The organism is uncultured Intestinimonas sp., assembly GCF_944387725.1.
Lineage (GTDB): Bacteria > Bacillota > Clostridia > Oscillospirales > Oscillospiraceae > Intestinimonas.
This window is the reverse complement of the sequence record NZ_CALXGA010000014.1, coordinates 1-18,135: the sequence shown is the minus strand read 5'-3', so window position 1 is coordinate 18,135 and position 18,135 is coordinate 1. Positions and strand designations below refer to the sequence as shown.

The following is an 18,135-nucleotide window of genomic DNA, read 5'->3' as shown; positions in this document are numbered from 1 at the left end:
ATCATGTTAAATCGTTGCGGAAAAAGGGACCGAGGGCGCCCTCTCCGTCACCGCCTGCGGCGGCGCTGTCTCTCCCAGAGGGAGAGGCAAGTGTGAGGGATGCACCCGCCCCTTGGCTCCCCCTCTGGGGGAGCTGACTGAGAGGGCCCCTCCGGCGGCGCTTGTGCTTGCACCCCGGCGCCGAAGACATTATAATGGAGGGGAGAACAGAAAGCGGACTTGCGCCGCCAAAGGGGGGAGCGCCGTGCTGCGCCGCCTGCTGCCAAAACGGGAGTGGAGGAGCATCCGGGTGGGGACCATGGCCATGCTGCTGTGCGTCAATGTGGTCATCATCCTCCTGCTGTCCCTGGGGACCTATGGCTTCTACCAGAAGAGCTTCGTGGACGAGATCGCCGGGGCCAGGTCCGACGTGCTGCGGCAGATCGCCGAGCGGGCCCGGCAGTTCAAGACCAACATCTACACCCTCTCCAACCTCTACTATACCGACAGCCGCTTCCGCCTGGCGGTGGAGGCCCTGGACCAGGACCAGGGGGCGGCCTTCTCCCGCTACATGAACGAGCTTACCAGTCAGCTCCAGGTCTCCTTCCACCAGGTCAACCTGGACTTCTATGTGGTCTTCTGCTCCGAGAGCGGCCTGGGCTACTGCTCCGGCCCCGTCCCGGCCAGCTACGACTACATGAACCCCAAGATCAAAATCTGGTACCGGGACCTCTACCAGGCCGGCGGGGAGATTGTGGACGTGGCCAGCTACCGGGACCGGGCCCTGGGCCGCAACGCCTACTCCGCCGCCCGGATGGTGCGCAGCAGCCAGGGGGAGATCCTGGGCTACCTGATGATCAACGCCGACGAGCGCCAGCTCTACCAGATGTACGCCGACGTCATCAGCGCCGACAGCAGCATCTATGTGGTCAACGGCGAGGGGCAGATCGTCTCCAGCAGCCGGGAGGCCATCATCGGCTTCTCCTACTTCCACATGGGGAACCTGGACGCCCTCTTCGGGGACCAGAACCACATCATCACCCGGATTTCCGGCCGGGAGGCCCTGTTCACCCGCTACAGCGACCCGGAGAGCGGCTTTACCATCTTTGAGGAGATCCCCCTGTCGGTGGTGCTGGAGCCCCTGGTGCGCATCCGGCTGGTGGTGCTGGCCCTGGCCCTGCTGGCCCTGGCCGGGGGCACCGGCCTGGCCTGGGTCTTCTCCGGGCGCATCGCCGCCCCCCTGCGGAAGCTCTGCGCCGACGTCCGGCAGGTGGAGGAGGGGGACCTGAACCAGACCTTCGACATGGACAGCTTCTCCGAGCTCACCGACCTGAGCACCGGCATGGCCCGGATGCTCCAGCGCATCCGGGCCCTCATCGAGCGCGTGCGTAGCAAGGAGGAGGAGAAGCGCCGCATGGAGCTCAACTGGCTCCAGGCCCAGATCAACCCCCACTTTATGTATAACACCCTCTTCTCCATCAAGTGCTCGGTGGACATGGGCCGCAATGAGGAGGCGGGGCACATGCTCACCACCTTCATCCAGATGCTCCGGGGAGTCCTCTCCACCCCCGACGAGATGGTCCCCCTGCGGACCCAGATGGAGTCCCTCCAGCAGTATGTGGAGCTCCAGCGCTTCCGCTACGACGGCGCCTTCGACGCCCTCATCGAGTACGACGAGCAGGCGGCCGCCTGCCGCGTCCCCAAGCTGCTCATACAGCCTCTGGTAGAAAATTCTATCCTCCATGGCATCGACATGGCCGGCGGCGGCATCATCACCGTCATCGCCCGGCGGCAGGGGGAGGCCCTCTCCATCCAGGTGGAGGACAACGGCGTGGGCATGACCCCGGCGCGCATCCGGGAGGTGATGACCGCCCAGGGGGACGCCGGCCGGCCCCACCTGGGCATCCGCAACATCCACGAGCGCATCCGCCTCCACTTTGGGCCCCCCTGGGGCCTGGACATCGAGAGCACCTCGGGCCAGGGCACCCGGATCACCCTGCGGCTGCCCGCTCTGGAGGAAGAAAAAGGAGGAAGTCCATGCTGAAGGTTTTAGTGGTAGACGACGAGGCCCCCATCCGGCAGTGGCTGGAGTACTGCGTGGACCGGTTTGACGGCTTCACGGTGGCCGGCGCCGCCGCCTCGGGGGCCCAGGGCCTGGCCCTCTACCGCCGGGAGCTGCCCGACATTGTGGTCTCCGACATTGAAATGCCGGGCATGGACGGCCTGGAGATGCTCCGCCAGATGCAGCAGCTCCACCCCGCCTACGCCATCATCCTCACCAGCCACGAGGATTTCTCCTATGCCCGCCGGGCCCTGACCCAGGGAACGGCGGAGTACCTGCTCAAGACCGAGATCACCATGAACTCCCTTCGGCAGGTGCTGGAGAAGGCGGCCAAGGCCATTCGGGCCCAGGGCTTTTCCGGGGGCGGCGACATGGAACGGGCCGCCCAGCGCCTGCTCCAGCAGCTGGCCCGGGAGGGCTCCCGGGAGCCCCTGACCGCCCAGGTCCTCCGCCGCCAGGGGGTGGCCCTGGAGGACGGCCTGCTGATGGCCGCCGACCTCTGGAGCCGGGACGGCGCCGCCCTCCCCCGGCTGCGCCAGGTGGTGGCCGAGCTGCCGGGGCTGGACAACCTCTGCATGGTCCCTCTGGGCTATGACCACCTGCTGGTGGCGGCAAACCTCCGGCGGGAGGGGGCCTACCAGCTGGCGGTGGAGTGCTTCCAGTCCCTGAGCCTGCCCTGTGTGGCAGGGCTCAGCGGCCTGACCCGGAGCCTCCAGGCCCTGCCGGAGGCCCTGCGGACCGCCCAGGCCCGGTGCCGCCTCCACTTCTACCACCCGGAGCGCCGGGTCTTCTGGCGGGAGTCCGTGGGGGTGACTGTCCCCCGCCGGGTGGAGACCTGGCAGGTATCCTTCAGCAAGGAGCTCTTCGCCCAGCGCTTCCAGGAGGCCGCCGCCATCAAGGACCGGGCCGTCCGGGAGATTCTGGACGACTGCCCCACCGACCTGGAGGCGGTGAAGGGGCTGTGCGCCTTCTTCGCCTCCACCCTGCTGCACCTAACCCTGGAGCAGACCGGCGGCTGGGAGGCCCGGCTGGAGGAGGTGGAGGGGCGCATCGCCGCCGCCCCGGACATGGGGCAGCTCACCGCCATTCTCGACCAGGTCTTCGCCCCCTTTGCCTCCGGCCTGCCCCGGCCCGCCAGATGCTCCGAGCCCATCCGCTCGGCCATCGCCTACATGAAGGCCCACTACGCCGAAAAGCTCACCCTGGGGGCGGTGGCCGGCCAGGTCTCCTTCAACCCCGAGTACTTCAGCCGCCGGTTCACCAAGGAGACGGGGCTCAACTTCGTCACCTACCTCAACAACCTGCGGATGGGACGGGCGGTGGAGCTGCTGGAGCGCACCGACAAGAAGATCTACGAGATCGCCGAGGAGGTGGGCTACTCCAGCGTCAGCTACTTCTCCACCGCCTTCAAAAAGACCTTTGGTCAGAACCCCAACGAGTATCAGCTCCGCGCCCGGAGGCCCTCCCCGGCCTCCTAAAGGAGGATCTGTCATGCGCCATCTCACCCTCATGCTCAAGCCCGCCAGCGGCATGTGCAATCTCCGGTGCCGGTACTGCTTTTACGCCGACGAGACCCAAAAGCGCTCGGTGCCCAGCTACGGCCTCATGTCTCCAGAGACCCTGGAACAGGTCCTGCGGAAGGCCCTGGAGGCTGCGGAGGAGCGCTGCACCATCTGCTTCCAGGGCGGGGAGCCCACCCTGGCGGGGCTGGACTTCTTCCGGCGGGCGGTGGAGCTGGGGGCGCGCTGGAACGTCCACGGCTGCGCCCTCTCCTTCTCCCTCCAGACCAACGGCCTGCTCCTGGACGACGACTGGTGCCGTTTCCTGGCGGAGCAGCACTTTCTGGTGGGAGTCTCCCTGGACGGCGCCAAGGACCTCCACGACGCCAACCGGGTGGACCCCCAGGGCAGGGGGACCTTCAACCGGGTGTTCCGGTCCATCCAGCGTCTCCAGCGCCACGGGGCGGAGGTCAACGTCCTCACCGTCCTCACCGGGGGCCTGTGCCGGAGCTTTCGGAAGATTTACCGATTCTATGTCAAGAATGGCCTCACCTACCAGCAGTACATCCCCTGCCTGGACCCCCTGGGGGAACCCCGGGGGGAACAGCCCTGGTCCCTGAACCCCCGCCGGTTCGGGCAGTACCTGTGCACCGCCTTTGATGTGTGGTACGAGGCGGCCCTGGCCGGGCGGCGGACCTACCACCGCTATTTTGAGAATCTGCTGCGGATGCTGGACGGACAGCCCCCGGAGGCCTGCGGGATGCTGGGGGTGTGCGGGATGCAGTATGTGGTGGAGGCCGACGGCAGCGTCTACCCCTGCGACTTCTACATGCTGGACGCCTACCGGTTGGGGAACCTGAACACCGACTCCTTCCAAGACCTGGACGCCCGGCGGACGGAGCTGGGCTTTGTGGAGGCCAGCGCCCAGCCCGACCCCGCCTGCCGGGCGTGCACCTGGTTCCCCCTGTGCCGGGGGGGCTGCCGCCGGGACCGGGATTACGGCCCCGACGGCATTGGCCGGAACTACTACTGTGAGTCCTACCGCACCTTCTTCCCCTACGCCTACCCCCGGCTGGAGAGGCTCTACCGGCTGCTGACCGAGCGCTGGACCGGCGAGCCATAACATCGCCGGCGGACCTTTTCAAGAAGGCCCGCCGGCGTTTTTCTGCCAGTGCATGTGCTCATCCCCGGGGCTGCCGGTAGTCCTCCCCCACGCAGGTGAAGCTGCCAGTGAAGACCGCCAGCAGCCGCCCCTCCGGGTCGGTGAGGTCCACCTGGACCACACAGCTCCGCCGCCCCCGGTGGAGGAAGGACGCCTGGGCCAGGACGGTACCGGCGGTGGTCCCCCGCAGGAAGCGGATGTCGCTGTCGGCGGTCACATACTGCCGCCCGTCGGTCCGGCAGAGGGTGGTGGCCGCCGCGTCCGCCATGGTGAAGTACACCCCGCCGTGGAGGTTGTGGGCAGGGTTCCACAGCTCCGGCCCCGCCTCCACCCGGGCCGTCACCTGCTGGTCCGTCACCTGGGTGAGGGTGATGCCGCAGCGGCGCATAAAGGCGTTGTTCTGGTTGATAAAGTCCATCAGCGCTGGATTGTCCATGACTCAGCCCTCCAAAAGAATCTGTCCGTCCTCCACCCGGGCCACGGTGGCCAGGGCCTCCACCCGGAGCCCCATGCGCCGGAGCACCGCGCCGCCCTCCCGGGTGGCCTTCTCAATGGCCACTCCTACCCCCACGGCCTGGGCCCCCGCCCGGGAGACGATCTCCAGCAGGCCCAGAATGGCCTGGCCGCTGGAGAGAATGTCGTCCACCAGCAGCACCCGCTCGCCGGAGGTTAAGTACCGCCGGGCCACCCGGAGGGTGTAGGACTTCTCCAGGGAAAAGGAGTGGACCTCCGCCGTGTAGACGTGGGGGTCAATGTACCCGCTCTGGAATTTTTTGGCGTACAACGCCGGCACCCCCAGGGCCAGGGCCGTGAAGCAGGCCACCGCGATGCCCGAGGACTCCACCGTCAGCACCTTGTCCACCCGTTCCCCCCTGAAGCCCTTGGCCAGGGCTTTTCCCGCCCGCTCCAGAAGGGCCGGGTCGATGCAGTGGTTGAGGAACATGTCCACCCGGATGATGTCTCCCTCTCCCACCTGGGCCTCCTTCAGAATGCGTTTCTTCAGCTCCTCCATCTGCGTCCTCCCTGTTCTGTGTCAATCCGCGCCGCCGCACCGGGCCCGCTTTCCCCTATTATAATGCGTATGGAATCAAGGCGCAAGCAAAAAAAGAGGCCGCCCCGGCCTCAGGGGGCGCGGGGCGGCGGGGCCCGGCGGCAGGGTCAGCCGCCCAGCCGGAAGGAGGCGCACTCGGTAGAGGCGCAGTCGGTGGCTCTGGCGTTGGTGCAGCCCACCTTGATCTCGTTGAGGGAGCAGTAATTCTGGCCCTTACAGTGGTGGGTGCAGCTCTCCACGGTGCAGGCGATGCTGGGGTTGGCGTTCTTGCTTTCCATCCTACAAGACCTCCTTTGTCTGGCAGGGCGCATCGGAGGGGCGCCGGCCCCAGGCCGGGGTCCTCCGCTCCGCCCCACGGCCCTAGTATGCCCGGCGGCGGGCGGGTTATGCGTCCCCGGCGTTCTCGGTCTCCGGCAGGGGCTCCACCTTGGGGATGAAGCGGCTGGCAAAGCGGCCCCGGCCCCGGGATTTGACGTAAAAATAGCCGATGACCGAGAAGACCACCGCTCCGGCAAAGTTGACGAAGAGGTCCTTCATGGTGTCCAGCAGGCCGATGTCCAGGTAGCCCCCCAGGCCCAGGGCAACCTGTTCCCCGTCGGCGGTGACCACGATGACGTCGGTGATGTCTCCCAGGCCCGTGGGGGTGTTGCCCCCGGTGGGGTCCAGCTTCACCGAGGAGATGGCATGGACCACCGTATCCTTCTGCATGTCCAGCCAGAAGAGCTGGTCCATCAGGCACTCGAAGAACTCCCACAGCACCCCGATGGTCATGGAGAAGCAGAAGGCGGTGATGGCCAGAAAGAGGGGCGAGAGGGTGATGGAAAAGCGCTCGCTGCGGTTGAGAATGTCCACCAGGGCAAAGCCGATGGCGGCGCACAAAAAGCCGTTGAGGGTGTGGAGCATGGTGTCCCAGTAGGGGAACATGATATAGTATGCCTGAATCTCCCCCAGAATCTCCGCGGCGAAGATGAAGAGGAGGATGATGACCTCCAGGGTGTCCGGCAGGTCCACATGGATTTTCCGCTCGATGAAGGAGGGCACCAGGAAGAGCACCAGGGTCAGCAGGCACAAAAAGACGTTTTCAAAGTTTCCGTTGAGGAACTGGGCCACCAGGACGGCCAGCACCGCCAGGCGCAGGGCCACATAGAGGGCGGCCACCGCCCCCTTCCGGGGCTGGACCACCTCCGCCGCCCGGCGGACCTCCCCCGGGGGGCGCTGTTTCTTTCGGGGCATAAGGAGCTCCTTTCTTTACCTTGCGATAAGCTGTGGAGGTATTCTATCACAGTTTTTCCCCCGGCGCAACTGGGACGGCCTCCCCGCATAGAGTGGAGGGAGGTGATCGTTTTGGACCTGCGCCGCAATCAAATCCTGGTGGGAGAGCTGCTGGACAATCCCGCCGCCTACGCCGTCTTTCAGAAGCGGTTCGGAAAGTTCCTCCGCCACCCCATGGTCCCCGCCGCCCGGAGCCTGACCCTCCAGCAGCTCATCGGCTTCGCCCAGGTGTACCTGCCAAAGTCCGTCATCCAGGATACCCTCCGGGACCTCCAGCGGCTGTGAGGCCGTCGGCGCCGCGCCGGGGACGGCGCCGCTCCCCCTTCACACGGCTCCCCCGACGTCTATCCGGACAATCTGCGCCTTTGGGGCAACCTGAAAACCGCGCCGCAGACCCTGTATGGTCTGCGGCGCGGTTTTCTCTTGTTTTGCTCTGGGAAATGTTCCGGCCTTAGGGCTTGTTTGAAAATTGGCGATGTGTCCGGCAGCGAGGGATTTTGGGCCTCTGGCAAGCAATTTTTTCGCAGGAATCCTGGCGGATTTCAAGGAAAAATTGCGCCGTCCAGGGGGCAAAAGACCCGCCGGTTGGGCATGTTGACATTTTTCAAACAAGCCCTAGGCCAGGCCCAGGATGGGCGGGAGGATGCCGCCCAGCAGGCCGATGATCAGGCTGGCCAGCACCAGCTCCAGCACAACCCACTTGATCATGCCGCCAAGGAGCTTGGAGTCCTGTCCCACCAGGCCCACAGCGGCGGCGGCGGTGGCGATGCACTGGGGGGAGATCACCTTGCCGATGCCGGCGCCGGTGGAGTTGGCGGCGGCCAGCCAGAAGGAGGAGACGCCGATCTGCTCCGCCGCCGAGGTCTGGAGGGCGCCCAGCAGCACCTCGGTGCTGGTGCCGCTGCCGGTGATGAAGGCGCCCAGGGCCCCGATGATGGGGGAGACAAAGGGGAAGAAGCTGCCGGTGAGGCCCACGAAGAGGGCGGCCATATTGTCGATCATGCCGCAGTAGGTCATGATCTTGGCCACCGCCAGCACCGACATGATGGTTACAATGGTCTTGGACATCTGCTTCACCGTGGCCACCAGGGTCTCCCACATGACCTTGCCGCTGGCCTTCTGGATCAGGCCGCCGATGATGGCTGCCAGGAAGATCCAGATGCCCGGGGTGTTGACCCAGCTGAAGGAGGTGGCACCGGCGTTGGCCGAGGTGCTGATCTGAATAGAGCTGGAGAAAACCGCCAGAGCGTTGTTGACGGGGGCGGCCAGCTTGGAGGTCACCAACAGCAGCGCAAAGATCAGGATGAAGGGCATCCAGGAGACCAGGGCGGTCCGGCCGTCGATGGCCTTGGCCTGCCCCTGGCCGCTCTTCATGTTGTACTCCTCAGGCACGGGGGCGTTCTTCCGGGCCCGGGCCATGAGGATGGTGCAGCCCAGGCTCACCACACAGCCCACGATGACGGCCAGCTCCGGGCCGATGAACCGGGCCACCGCCAGCTGGGGCGCCACAAAGGTAACGCCGGAGACCAGGGTGATTCCCACCATGCCCTTGAGGGCCTTGAGGCCGCCGCCGCCCACAATGACCATCAGGAAGGGAACCAGGATCATAAAGGGCACCATCTGAAGCACCGTGGTGAAGGCCAGCAGCAGGGGGTCCAGTCCGGTGACATTGGAGAGGGTCACCGTGGGAATGCCCACCGAGCCGAAGGCCGTGGGGAAGGCGTTGGCCAGCATACACACCAGGCAGGCGGTGAGGGGGTTGATGCCCATGGCCGCCAGCATGCTGGCGGGAATGGCAATGGCGGTGCCGAAGCCGGCCATGCCCTCCATGAAGCCGCCGAAGCACCAGCCGATGAGGAGCACCTGCACCCGCTGGTCGGCGGAGACGCCGGTGAGCATCTGCTTGATGACGTCCATGGCCCCGGTCTTCAAGGTCAGGTTGTAAGTAAAGATGGCGGCGATGATGACCAGAATGATGGGCCACAGCGCCGAGGCAAAGCCCTCCACCGCCGAGGTGGCGCAGTCAATGGCCGGCATCTGCCACAGGAACAGCGCCTCCACGATTGTGATGACCAGGGCGATGAGGCACGCCTTGTGTCCCGCCATCTTCAGGCCTGTCAGCGCCACGATCAGCCAGATGATCGGCAGCATCGCCAAAATACCCATTCCTACAGTCTCCAACATAATTTCACCTCTGTCAAATCTCGTGCCGGCCGGGCCTCCTCCCATTGGCCCCCCCATCGGCCCTATATTGGTACTACCAATTTGTGGAGACCAGGCCGCTTTTTCTCTGTGCACCGGCCTGCCCCCGGCCCAGTCCCTCCTGTCCGTCCCGGCGCCGGCACACGAATTTCCGGGTTATTTTACCGCCATTTCCCCGGGATGTCCATAGAAAATACGCCAAAATTTGATTTTCCTACAATTCGCCGAAAATTGGTCCTACAAATTGTGCGAAATATAGAATTCCATGATTTTGGTCAAAAAAACTTGCGTGTTCCGAAAAACGTGCTAAACTATTCTCATAATAAACGTGCGAAACAACCGTCAGACCGAACAGAAGGGTGGGGCCAATCCCCGGGACGGCCCCGCACGCCACGCCCCCAGCAAAAAAGCACAAAAATCAAATATGGTTATCCCTTTGCATCAGCGAATTGCAGCTCCTTGCAGCAGAAGGCGTTGGAGCTAATTTATCTATGGTGTTATCGCCCTGGAAATACGCAGACTTTACTCTGTTGTATTCGGAATGATTCTTTTTTCTTTGGACCCACAGCTATATCAAGAAATTTCAAGCCGGTCGAAAGGGATCACCATAAAATCAAAATTCTGTTATTTGGAGGGATCACCTTGCGTATTCCGTACGGCGTCACCGGCGCCGAGCTTCGCCGGGATGTCTCCGGCGCAGAGATTCTGGAGTCTCAGATCGGGACTCTGAAGGCGGAGGGCAGTGAGGACGCGCTGGTCCAAAAGGCCATGGCCGCCCCCATCGGCTCCCCCCGGCTCTCTGAGCTGGCCCGGGGCAAAAAGACCGCCACCATCATCGTCAGCGACCACACCCGCCCCGTCCCCAGCAAGCACATCCTCCCCTTCATGCTCGCCGAGCTGCGGGAGGGCAATCCCGACATCGACATCACCTTCCTGGTGGCCACCGGCTACCACCGGGACATCACCCGGCAGGAGCTGGCGGCCAAGGTGGGCGAGGAGATGGCCAGCCGGGAGAAGTTCGTCTGCCACAACAGCCGGGACGCCGCCTCCAACGTGGAGATCGGCGTGCTCCCCTCCGGGGCCAGGCTGGTCATCGACCGCCTGGCCGCCGAGACCGACCTGCTGCTGGCCGAGGGCTTCATCGAGCCCCACTTCTTCGCCGGCTTCTCCGGCGGCCGGAAGAGCGTCCTCCCCGGCATCTGCGACCAGGTGACGGTGCTGGGCAACCACTGCTCTAAGTTCATCGACTCCCCCTACGCCCGCACGGGCATTCTCGAGGGCAACCCCCTCCACATTGACATGGTGGCCGCCGCCAAGCTGGCCAAGCTCCAGTATATCGTCAACGTGGTCATCGACGAGGACAAGAAGGTGGCCGCCGCCTTTGCCGGGGACCCCCTCCAGGCCCACGAGGCCGGCTGCGAGTTTTTAAAGGGCTACTGCCGGGTGAAGCCCCAGAAAAAGGGCGACATTGTTATCACCTCCAACGGCGGGGCACCCCTGGACCAGAACGTCTACCAGTCAGTGAAGGGCCTCACCGCCGCTGAGGCCGCCGCCGCCCCCGGGGCCATCCTCATCATCTCCACCCGCTGCAACGACGGCGTGGGCGGAGAGAGCTTCTACCGGGCCCTCCATGAGTGCGTCACCATCCAGGAGCTCATGGACCGCATCCTGGCCACCCCCATGGACCAGACCGACCCGGACCAGTGGGAGTACCAGATCCTCTGCCGCATGATGCTCAAGCACCGGATCATCTTCGTCTCCGAGCCCGCCATGCAGAAGCCCCTGGAAGAGATGAAGCTGGAGTACGCCCCCGACCTGGATGCCGCCCTGGACCGGGCCTATGCCGCCAAGGGGCCCGACGCCCATCTGGTCGTCATCCCCAACGGCATCTCCGTCATCGTGGAGTCCTGACCCCCTTACGACTACCCAGTTGGTGAAGATTCCGCACCATTTTTAGGAGGTAAATCACTATGGCTCAGTACAATTCCGTCACCCCTGAGATCATCCAGCAGCTCCAGGCCGTGGTCTCCGGCCAGGTCTACACCGGCGCCGACGTCAACGCCGACTACGCCCGGGACGAGATGCCCATCTACGGCACCCGGATGCCCGAGGTGGCCATCGACGTGACCTCCACCGAGGAGGTCTCCGCCATCCTGAAGATCTGCAACGAGAACCGCATCCCGGTGACCTGCCGGGGCGCCGGCACCGGCCTGGTAGGCGCCTGCACCCCCATTGCCGGGGGCGTGGTCATCTGCACCACCAAGATGAAGAAAATCCTGGGCTATGACACCGAGAACTTCGTGGTCCGGGTCCAGCCCGGCGTCCTCCTCAACGACCTGGCCGAGGACGCCTTGAAGCAGGGCCTCCTCTATCCCCCCGATCCCGGCGAGAAATTCGCCACCCTGGGCGGCAACGTGGCCACCAACGCCGGCGGTATGCGGGCCGTGAAGTACGGCGCCACCCGGGACTATGTCTCTGCCATGACGGTGGTTCTCCCTACCGGCGAGGTGGTCAAGTTCGGCTCTAACGTGTCCAAGACCTCCTCCGGCTACTCCCTGCTCAACCTGATGATCGGCTCCGAGGGCACCCTGGGCGTCATCACCGAGCTGACCCTGAAGCTCATCCCCGCCCCCAAGGTCACCGTGAGCCTCATCGTCCCCTTTGAGAACCTGTCCGATGCCATCTCCACCGTGCCCAAGTTCAAGCAGAACCACATGAACCCCCAGGCCCTGGAGTTCTTTGAGAAGGAGATCCTCATCTCCTCCGAGGAGTACCTGGGCAAGGCGGTCTTTCCCCGGAACGTGGGGGGCACCGACGTGGGCGCCTATCTGCTGGTGACCTTCGACGGCAACACCCAGGACGAGATCGACGCCATCGTGGAGCAGGCTGCGGAGATGGTGCTGGAGGCCGGCGCTCTGGACGTGCTGGTGGCCGACACCCCCGCCAAGATGAAGGACGCCTGGGCCGCCCGCTCCTCCTTCCTGGAGGGCATCGAGGAGCAGACCAAGCTGCTGGATGAGTGCGACGTGGTGGTGCCGGTGAGCGACGTGGCCAACTTCGTCCTCTACTTCAAGAGCATCGAGCCCAACTACGACTTCAAGGTCAAGAGCTTCGGCCACGCCGGCGACGGCAACCTCCATATCTACACCTGCGCCAACGACATGGACCTCAATGAGTTCAAGAAGCAGGTGGCCGACTTCATGACCCACATCTACGACAAGGCCATCGAGATGGGCGGCCTGGTATCCGGCGAGCACGGCATCGGCATGGGCAAAATCGACTATCTGGCCCGGTCCGTGGGCGAGACCAACATGAAGCTCATGGAGGGCATCAAGAAGGTCTTCGACCCCAACCTCATCCTCAACCCCGGCAAGGTGTGCTACAAGCTGTAAGCCCCTTGTCCGCCCCATAGCATCCATACAGAGCGGGAGCGCGGCAAAAGGCGCTCCCGCTCTTCCTTTGTGCCCTGTCTGGGGGTGAGGCCCCCTCAGTCCTGGGGCCCCCTTGGGGGGTCCGGCGCCCCGCTGGAGGGCCGCCTGCCCGGCGGGGAGCATGGCTGTCCGTCAATTTTAACAAAATATTCCCCTCCTACTTACCTGGCTTCTGTCTTGGGCGAAATACAATATAGAACCGTCTTTTCTATCCATTCAGAAGGAGGCTGCAACATGAAACTGAGTGAAGTGCAGAAGATCACGTCCAACCGGCTCCAGGAGCTCCGCATCCAAAAGAGACAGCTGACAGAACTGCTGGAGGAGAAGGCGTCCGCCGGCGGCAGCTTTGACCGGCTGGAGCTCACTAAAGAGCTGCAAGCTGTGGAGGAGGAGTATGAGCAGACCAGGAAGGTGGCTGAAGATCTCTCCGCCCTGAGCTTCAACATCAGAAACGCTGAGGCGACGCGCCAGCAGAGCGAGGCGGCCGCCGAGGCAGCCGAGGAGCTCATCAAGATTTTAGAGGTCGTCCGCCGCATTTCCAGGGGGGACCGCGTGCCAAGCACAGACGAGCAGCGGCTGCTGGAGTACAGCCCGGAGCTGTACATGGCCGCCAAGAACGCGGCCCTGATGGCGCAGAGGGAAGAGGCCGAGGAGCACCGTTCCCTCTGGGGGGAGGAGGCCCCCGAGGAGGAGCCGGTGGACCCCGCCGAGCTGGCCGACAACACAGAGGTGGGAAATCCCCTTGCCCAAGTGGCAGTCTCTGGCGGCGGTGCCTCCTAAAGGTCCGGCGCCCCGCCGGAACAGGCTTGCGGCTCCCGCCGCAGGGTTCGGCTTCCAGCCGGAAGGGGTTCCGGCATCCTGCCGGGGGGCCTCCCCCCAGGGCGGGGCCCTGGCAAATCTTTGCCCCTTGGCAGCGCCGCCGGCGGCTGGTATGATGGAGCCATCCCAAATCCCCGGAGGTATCCCCATGACCCAGCTCCACCCCCTTCCCCACTTCCTGCTGACCCGGGGCCTGGCTCTGACCTGCGCCCTGCTCCTCTCCGCCATCCTCCTGCTCACCGCCGGAGAGCCCGCCTGGCTGGCCCTGCGGTACGCCCAGACCCTCCAGTCCTCCGCCGCCGCCCTGCTGGGGATCGCCCTCCTGGGCTCTCTGCTGCTGGAGGACCTGCTCCGAAAGCTCCCCTAGGGCTTGTTTGAAAATTGGCGATGTGTCCGGCAGCGAGGGATTTTGGGCCGCTGGGCACATTGCTGTGTTTCAAACAAGCCCTAACCCCAAATCTGCCCATGGCTTTTTCTTCCTCCCTGTGGTATACTCAGGCCAGAACAGGAGGGATTTTTATGGCACATACCGTGATTACCATCGGCCGTCAGTTCGGCTCCGGCGGGCGCATTGTGGCCCAGCGGGTGGCGGAGACCCTGCATATCCCCTTCTACGACAAGGCCGTCATCGACCTGGCCGCCAAGGAGACCGGCCTCTCGGAGGCCTTCATCCGCCAGGCCGAGCAGAAGAAGACCAGCAGCTTTCTCTACAACCTCTACATGAGCGCCCACAACCTGCCCGTCACCGACCAGGTGTTTATCGCCGAGAGCGAGGTCATCCGCCGGGTGGCCGGCGAGGGCCCCTGCGTCATCGTGGGCCGCTGCGCCGACTATGTCCTCCAGCGGCAGGAGGGGGTTTTGAACATCTTCCTCCACGCCCCCCTGGACGAGCGCATCTTCCGCACCCGGGAGACCTACCAGGTGGACGCCTCCGACCTGCGCTCCTACGTCCTCAAACAGGATAAGGGCCGGGCGGCCTACTACGAGCACTTCACCAACCGGGTCTGGGGCCAGGCCGAGCACTTCCACCTGGCCGTCAACAGCACCATCGGCCTGGACGCCGTGGCGGACCTGATTCTTCTCCTGGCGGAAAAACAGGGCCTGCGGCCCTGATCCCGCACCCCCTCTATGGAAACGGAGGCCCTGTCCCATACCCGCTGCCCTATTCAACGCCGGCCTGATTCTCCTGGGGAGTCTGGTGGGCGTCCTCTTTCAAAACCATATCGGCGGGCGGTTCCACACCATCCTCTCCCACGCTATGGGCCTGTGCGTCCTGGCCATCGGCTTCCCCTCCGCCATCGCCACCGAGGACACCCTCTGCGTCATCGTCTGCATGACGGCGGGGACCGTCTTGGGGGAGCTCCTGGGCATCGAGGCCCGCCTGGACGCCGCCGGAGAGCTGCTGCGCCAAAGGCTGGTCCGGGGCGGCGGGGGAGGCCGCTTCACCTAGAGCTTGTTTGAAAATTGGCGATGTGTCCGGCAGGGAGGGATTTTGGGCCGCTGGCAAGCAATTTTTTCGCAGGAATCCTGGCGGATTTCAAGGAAAAATTGCGCCGTCCAGGGGGCAAAAGCCCCGCTGATTGGGCATGTTGACATGTTTCAAACAAGCCCTAGGGCTTCGTCACCGCCTCGGTCCTCTTCTGCGTGGGCCCAAGGCCATTATGGGGGCCATGGAGGCGGGCATTCGGGGCCGGTACGGCATCCTGGTCTCCAAGAGCGTCATCGACGGGGTCATGGCCATCTCCTTCGCCTCCGCCCTGGGCCTGGGGGTGGCCTTCTCCGCCGCCCCCCTGCTGAGCACCGCCGCCATGACGGAGATGAGCGCCGTGGGGGACCCTCATCGTGGGCGTCGGCCTCAATATGCTGGGCCTGGGCCGGGAAAAGCTTTGGGTGGGGAACATGCTCCCCGCCATCTTCCTCCCCCTGTTCTACCTGCCCCTGGCGGCGGGAGTGAGGGGCCTCTTTGGATAAAAATGGCGGCCAGGGTCTATGCTTAAAAATTATGGAAAATTCCGTTTTTCCGCTTGCACATGGAGGAGAAAGCAGATATACTGATAAGTAAGGCGGCACGGCCCCACAGGCCGGATCGCGGGACCTAAGTACATAAGGAGGTATCGAAACGTGGGATTTGTAAAAGTGGAACAGCAGGGCCATGTGGGTATCCTGACCATCGACCGGCAGGAGGCGCTCAACGCGCTCAACAGCCAGGTGCTCAATGATCTGGATGCGGCCATCGATGAGGTGGCGGCCAACGAAGACATCTATGTGGTCATCCTCACGGGCGCGGGGCGCTCCTTTGTGGCGGGCGCCGACATCGGCGAGATGCGGGACCTGACCTCCATCGAGGGCAAGAAATTCGGCGTCCACGGCGGCGGTGTCTTCCTGAAGCTGGAGAACATGGCCAAGCCCGTCATCGCGGCGGTCAACGGCTTCGCCCTGGGCGGCGGCAACGAGCTGTGCATGGCCTGCGACATCCGTCTGGCCAGCGAGAAGGCCAAGTTCGGCCAGCCAGAGGTGGGCCTGGGCATCACCCCCGGCTTCGCCGGCACCCAGCGGCTGCCCCGGATTGTGGGCATCAGCAAGGCCATGGAGCTCATCCTCACCGCCAAGACCATCAGCGCCGCCGAGGCCAAGGCCATCGGTCTGGTCAGCGAGGTCTATCCCCCGGAGGAGCTCATGGGCAAGGCCATGGAGCTGGCCCAGGCCATCTGCGCCAACGCCCAGATCGCCGTGCAGGAGTCCAAGCGGTGCATCCGCATGGGGATGCAGACCGACATCACCACCGGCTCCGCCTTCGAGGCCGAGGCCTTCGGCGTCTGCTTCGGTACCGAGGACCAGACCGAGGGCATGAGCGCCTTCCTGGAGAAGCGCGCCGAGAAGCACTTCCAGAATAAGTAATGGCCCCTGTCATCGCCCGGCCGGACGACCAGGTCTGGCGGATGATTCTGTGGGGCTTTCCCAGCGAACAACAAAAAGAAAAGGGGTATTCGAGTATGAAAAAGATAGTCGTCATCGGCGGCGGCACCATGGGTCTGGACATCGCCCAGGTCTTTGCCAAGAAGGGCTTCGACGTGGTGGTCCGGGACATCAAGGACGAGATCATCCAGGCCAGCGAGGCCCGGCTGAACAAGAGCCTGGACAAGCTGGTGAGCAAGGGCAAGATGGACGAGGCCGGCAAGAAGGCCATCACCGACAAGCTGACCTTCACCACCGACCTGAACCTGGCCGCCGACGCCGATCTGGTGGTGGAGGCCGCCATCGAGAACCTGGACATCAAGAAGAGCATCTTCGCCGAGCTGGACAAGATCTGCAAGCCCGAGACCATTCTGGCCACCAACACCTCCTCCATCTCCATCACCGCCATCGCCGCGGCCACCAAGCGGGAGGACAAGTTCATCGGGATGCACTTCTTCAATCCTCCCACAGTGATGAAGCTGGTGGAGGTCATCCGGGGGGCCAAGACCTCCGACGAGACCTTCAACACCATCCGGGACCTGTCCGTGGAGATCGGCAAGGAGCCCGTGGAGGTCAACGAGGCCCCCGGCTTCGTGGTCAACAAGGTGCTCATCCCCATGATCAATGAGGCCTGCGACCTGCTTTACACCGGCGTGGCTTCCGCCGAGGGCATCGACACCGCCATGAAGCTGGGCGCCAACCACCCCATGGGCCCCCTGGCTCTGGGCGACCTCATCAGCCTGGACGTGTGCCTGGCCATCATGGACACCCTCTACAACGAGACCCACGACCCCAAATACCGGGCCTCCCTCCTGATGCGGAAGATGGTCCGCGCCGGCCAGCTGGGCCGCAAGACCGGCAAGGGCTTCTTCGATTACAGCAAGTAAGGCCCGTCTCCCTTTCGGGCCCATCGCTTCCCTCCCCTTTTGCTCCGGCCGCTTCGGTGTGGCCGGGCCAGCCGCAGGCATATGCCTGCGGCTGTTTTTATGCCCCCGGGTCAAACGGGGCCCCGGCGGAAAAGAAAAACCCGGAACCGGGCTTGAAAACATACTATTCCTGTGGTATTATAGGAACACAAGAGAATCTGATTGCAGCAGCGAGGAGGCAACCCATGAAAATTTCCACCAAGGGCCGCTATGCCCTGCGGTTGATGCTGGATTTGGCCCTGTCCGAGGCCGGTGAGCCGGTCCCTCTGCGGGACGTGGCCCGGCGGCAGGAGATTTCCGATAAATATCTGGAGCAGATCGTCACCCCCCTGTCCCGGGCCGGGCTGGTCCGCAGCGTCCGGGGGGCGGGGGGCGGCTATCTCCTGACCCGGGACCCGGCGGACTACACCGTGGGGGAGATTCTCCGGCCCCTGGAGGGGAGCCTGGCCCCGGTGAGCTGCGTGGACGGCAGCGCCTGCTGCCGTCGGGCCGGCATCTGCGTCACCCAGGAGGTTTGGCGGGAGATTCAGCAGGCCGTCTCCGGGGTGGTGGACCACATCACCCTGGCCGACCTGGTGGAGCGCCAGCACCGCAAGGCCGCCGCCCTCTCCGCCGCCCAGTAGGGCCGGGCGGGGTTTTTCCTTGACACCCCCCGGAATCTGTCATAAAATGACGGGGTACCTAGGGCTTGTTTGAAACATGTCAACATGCCCAACCGGTGGGTCTTTTGTCCCCTGGACGGCGCAATTTTTCCTTGAAATCCGCCAGGATTCCTGC

Annotated in this window: 19 protein-coding genes; 14 read left to right on the top strand and 5 right to left on the bottom strand. The window is 64.3% G+C overall.

Annotated features, from left to right (window positions below):
- Positions 1-244 precede the first annotated feature (244 nt).
- Genes Q0K09_RS03665 through Q0K09_RS03655 form a run of 3 tightly spaced genes read left to right on the top strand, consistent with a single transcriptional unit; the run spans position 245 to position 4,663 of the window.
- A complete protein-coding gene (locus tag Q0K09_RS03665; protein WP_294473050.1) occupies positions 245-2,023 on the top strand; it encodes a histidine kinase in 1,779 nt (592 codons plus the stop codon).
- Positions 2,017-3,519, top strand: a complete 1,503-nt coding sequence (locus Q0K09_RS03660; protein ID WP_294473048.1) for a helix-turn-helix domain-containing protein — start codon at positions 2,017-2,019, stop codon at positions 3,517-3,519. Before Q0K09_RS03665 ends, Q0K09_RS03660 begins: the two co-directional genes overlap by 7 nt.
- A 13-nt stretch (positions 3,520-3,532) precedes the next feature.
- On the top strand, positions 3,533-4,663 hold the full coding sequence (locus Q0K09_RS03655; RefSeq protein WP_294473045.1) for an anaerobic sulfatase maturase: 1,131 nt from the start codon (positions 3,533-3,535) through the stop codon (positions 4,661-4,663).
- Between the two features lie 58 nt (positions 4,664-4,721).
- Here the strand turns inward: Q0K09_RS03655 and Q0K09_RS03650 are convergent, their stop codons facing one another.
- The 4 genes from Q0K09_RS03650 to Q0K09_RS03635 form a co-directional block, all read right to left on the bottom strand.
- Complete coding sequence (locus Q0K09_RS03650; protein WP_294473043.1) at positions 4,722-5,138, bottom strand: PaaI family thioesterase; 417 nt, start codon at positions 5,136-5,138, stop codon at positions 4,722-4,724.
- Positions 5,139-5,141: 3 nt separating this feature from the next.
- Positions 5,142-5,714 (bottom strand): xanthine phosphoribosyltransferase, encoded by a 573-nt coding sequence (locus tag Q0K09_RS03645; protein WP_294473040.1) that lies wholly within the window; start codon positions 5,712-5,714, stop codon positions 5,142-5,144.
- A 146-nt stretch (positions 5,715-5,860) separates the two neighbouring features.
- The gene (locus tag Q0K09_RS03640) at positions 5,861-6,031 is read right to left on the bottom strand and encodes a DUF1540 domain-containing protein (RefSeq protein ID WP_294473038.1); all 171 of its coding nucleotides are present in this window, start codon (positions 6,029-6,031) and stop codon (positions 5,861-5,863) included.
- Between the two features lie 106 nt (positions 6,032-6,137).
- Positions 6,138-6,986: a hypothetical protein gene (locus tag Q0K09_RS03635; protein ID WP_294473036.1), complete on the bottom strand. Its 849-nt coding sequence runs from the start codon at positions 6,984-6,986 to the stop codon at positions 6,138-6,140.
- Between the two features lie 111 nt (positions 6,987-7,097).
- On the opposite strand from Q0K09_RS03635, the gene Q0K09_RS03630 reads away from it, so the two are divergent.
- Positions 7,098-7,310, top strand: coding sequence for a hypothetical protein (locus Q0K09_RS03630; protein ID WP_294473033.1), 213 nt, complete (start codon positions 7,098-7,100; stop codon positions 7,308-7,310).
- A 330-nt stretch (positions 7,311-7,640) separates the two neighbouring features.
- Here Q0K09_RS03630 and Q0K09_RS03625 read toward each other — a convergent pair whose 3' ends face one another.
- On the bottom strand, positions 7,641-9,191 hold the full coding sequence (locus Q0K09_RS03625) for an L-lactate permease (RefSeq protein WP_294473030.1): 1,551 nt from the start codon (positions 9,189-9,191) through the stop codon (positions 7,641-7,643).
- 678 nt (positions 9,192-9,869) lie between these two features.
- Here Q0K09_RS03625 and larA point away from each other — a divergent pair.
- The 10 genes from larA to Q0K09_RS03575 all read left to right on the top strand — a co-directional run bounded on the left by larA (position 9,870) and on the right by Q0K09_RS03575 (position 17,981).
- Positions 9,870-11,138, top strand: a complete 1,269-nt coding sequence (gene larA, locus Q0K09_RS03620; RefSeq protein ID WP_294473027.1) for a nickel-dependent lactate racemase — start codon at positions 9,870-9,872, stop codon at positions 11,136-11,138.
- 59 nt (positions 11,139-11,197) lie between these two features.
- Positions 11,198-12,619: an FAD-binding oxidoreductase gene (locus tag Q0K09_RS03615; protein WP_294473024.1), complete on the top strand. Its 1,422-nt coding sequence runs from the start codon at positions 11,198-11,200 to the stop codon at positions 12,617-12,619.
- A gap of 273 nt (positions 12,620-12,892) precedes the next feature.
- The gene (locus Q0K09_RS03610) at positions 12,893-13,438 is read left to right on the top strand and encodes a hypothetical protein (protein ID WP_294473021.1); all 546 of its coding nucleotides are present in this window, start codon (positions 12,893-12,895) and stop codon (positions 13,436-13,438) included.
- Positions 13,439-13,625: 187 nt separating this feature from the next.
- Complete coding sequence (locus Q0K09_RS03605; RefSeq protein ID WP_294473019.1) at positions 13,626-13,844, top strand: hypothetical protein; 219 nt, start codon at positions 13,626-13,628, stop codon at positions 13,842-13,844.
- 152 nt (positions 13,845-13,996) lie between these two features.
- Complete coding sequence (locus Q0K09_RS03600; RefSeq protein WP_294473017.1) at positions 13,997-14,590, top strand: cytidylate kinase-like family protein; 594 nt, start codon at positions 13,997-13,999, stop codon at positions 14,588-14,590.
- 37 nt (positions 14,591-14,627) lie between these two features.
- A complete protein-coding gene (locus Q0K09_RS03595; protein ID WP_294473113.1) occupies positions 14,628-14,927 on the top strand; it encodes a DUF554 family protein in 300 nt (99 codons plus the stop codon).
- Between the two features lie 136 nt (positions 14,928-15,063).
- Positions 15,064-15,474, top strand: a complete 411-nt coding sequence (locus Q0K09_RS03590; protein ID WP_294473015.1) for a DUF554 family protein — start codon at positions 15,064-15,066, stop codon at positions 15,472-15,474.
- Between the two features lie 124 nt (positions 15,475-15,598).
- Positions 15,599-16,375: an enoyl-CoA hydratase-related protein gene (locus Q0K09_RS03585; RefSeq protein ID WP_294473013.1), complete on the top strand. Its 777-nt coding sequence runs from the start codon at positions 15,599-15,601 to the stop codon at positions 16,373-16,375.
- Between the two features lie 95 nt (positions 16,376-16,470).
- Positions 16,471-17,319, top strand: coding sequence for a 3-hydroxybutyryl-CoA dehydrogenase (locus Q0K09_RS03580; RefSeq protein WP_294473011.1), 849 nt, complete (start codon positions 16,471-16,473; stop codon positions 17,317-17,319).
- A gap of 224 nt (positions 17,320-17,543) precedes the next feature.
- On the top strand, positions 17,544-17,981 hold the full coding sequence (locus Q0K09_RS03575) for an Rrf2 family transcriptional regulator (RefSeq protein WP_294473007.1): 438 nt from the start codon (positions 17,544-17,546) through the stop codon (positions 17,979-17,981).
- Positions 17,982-18,135 lie beyond the last annotated feature (154 nt).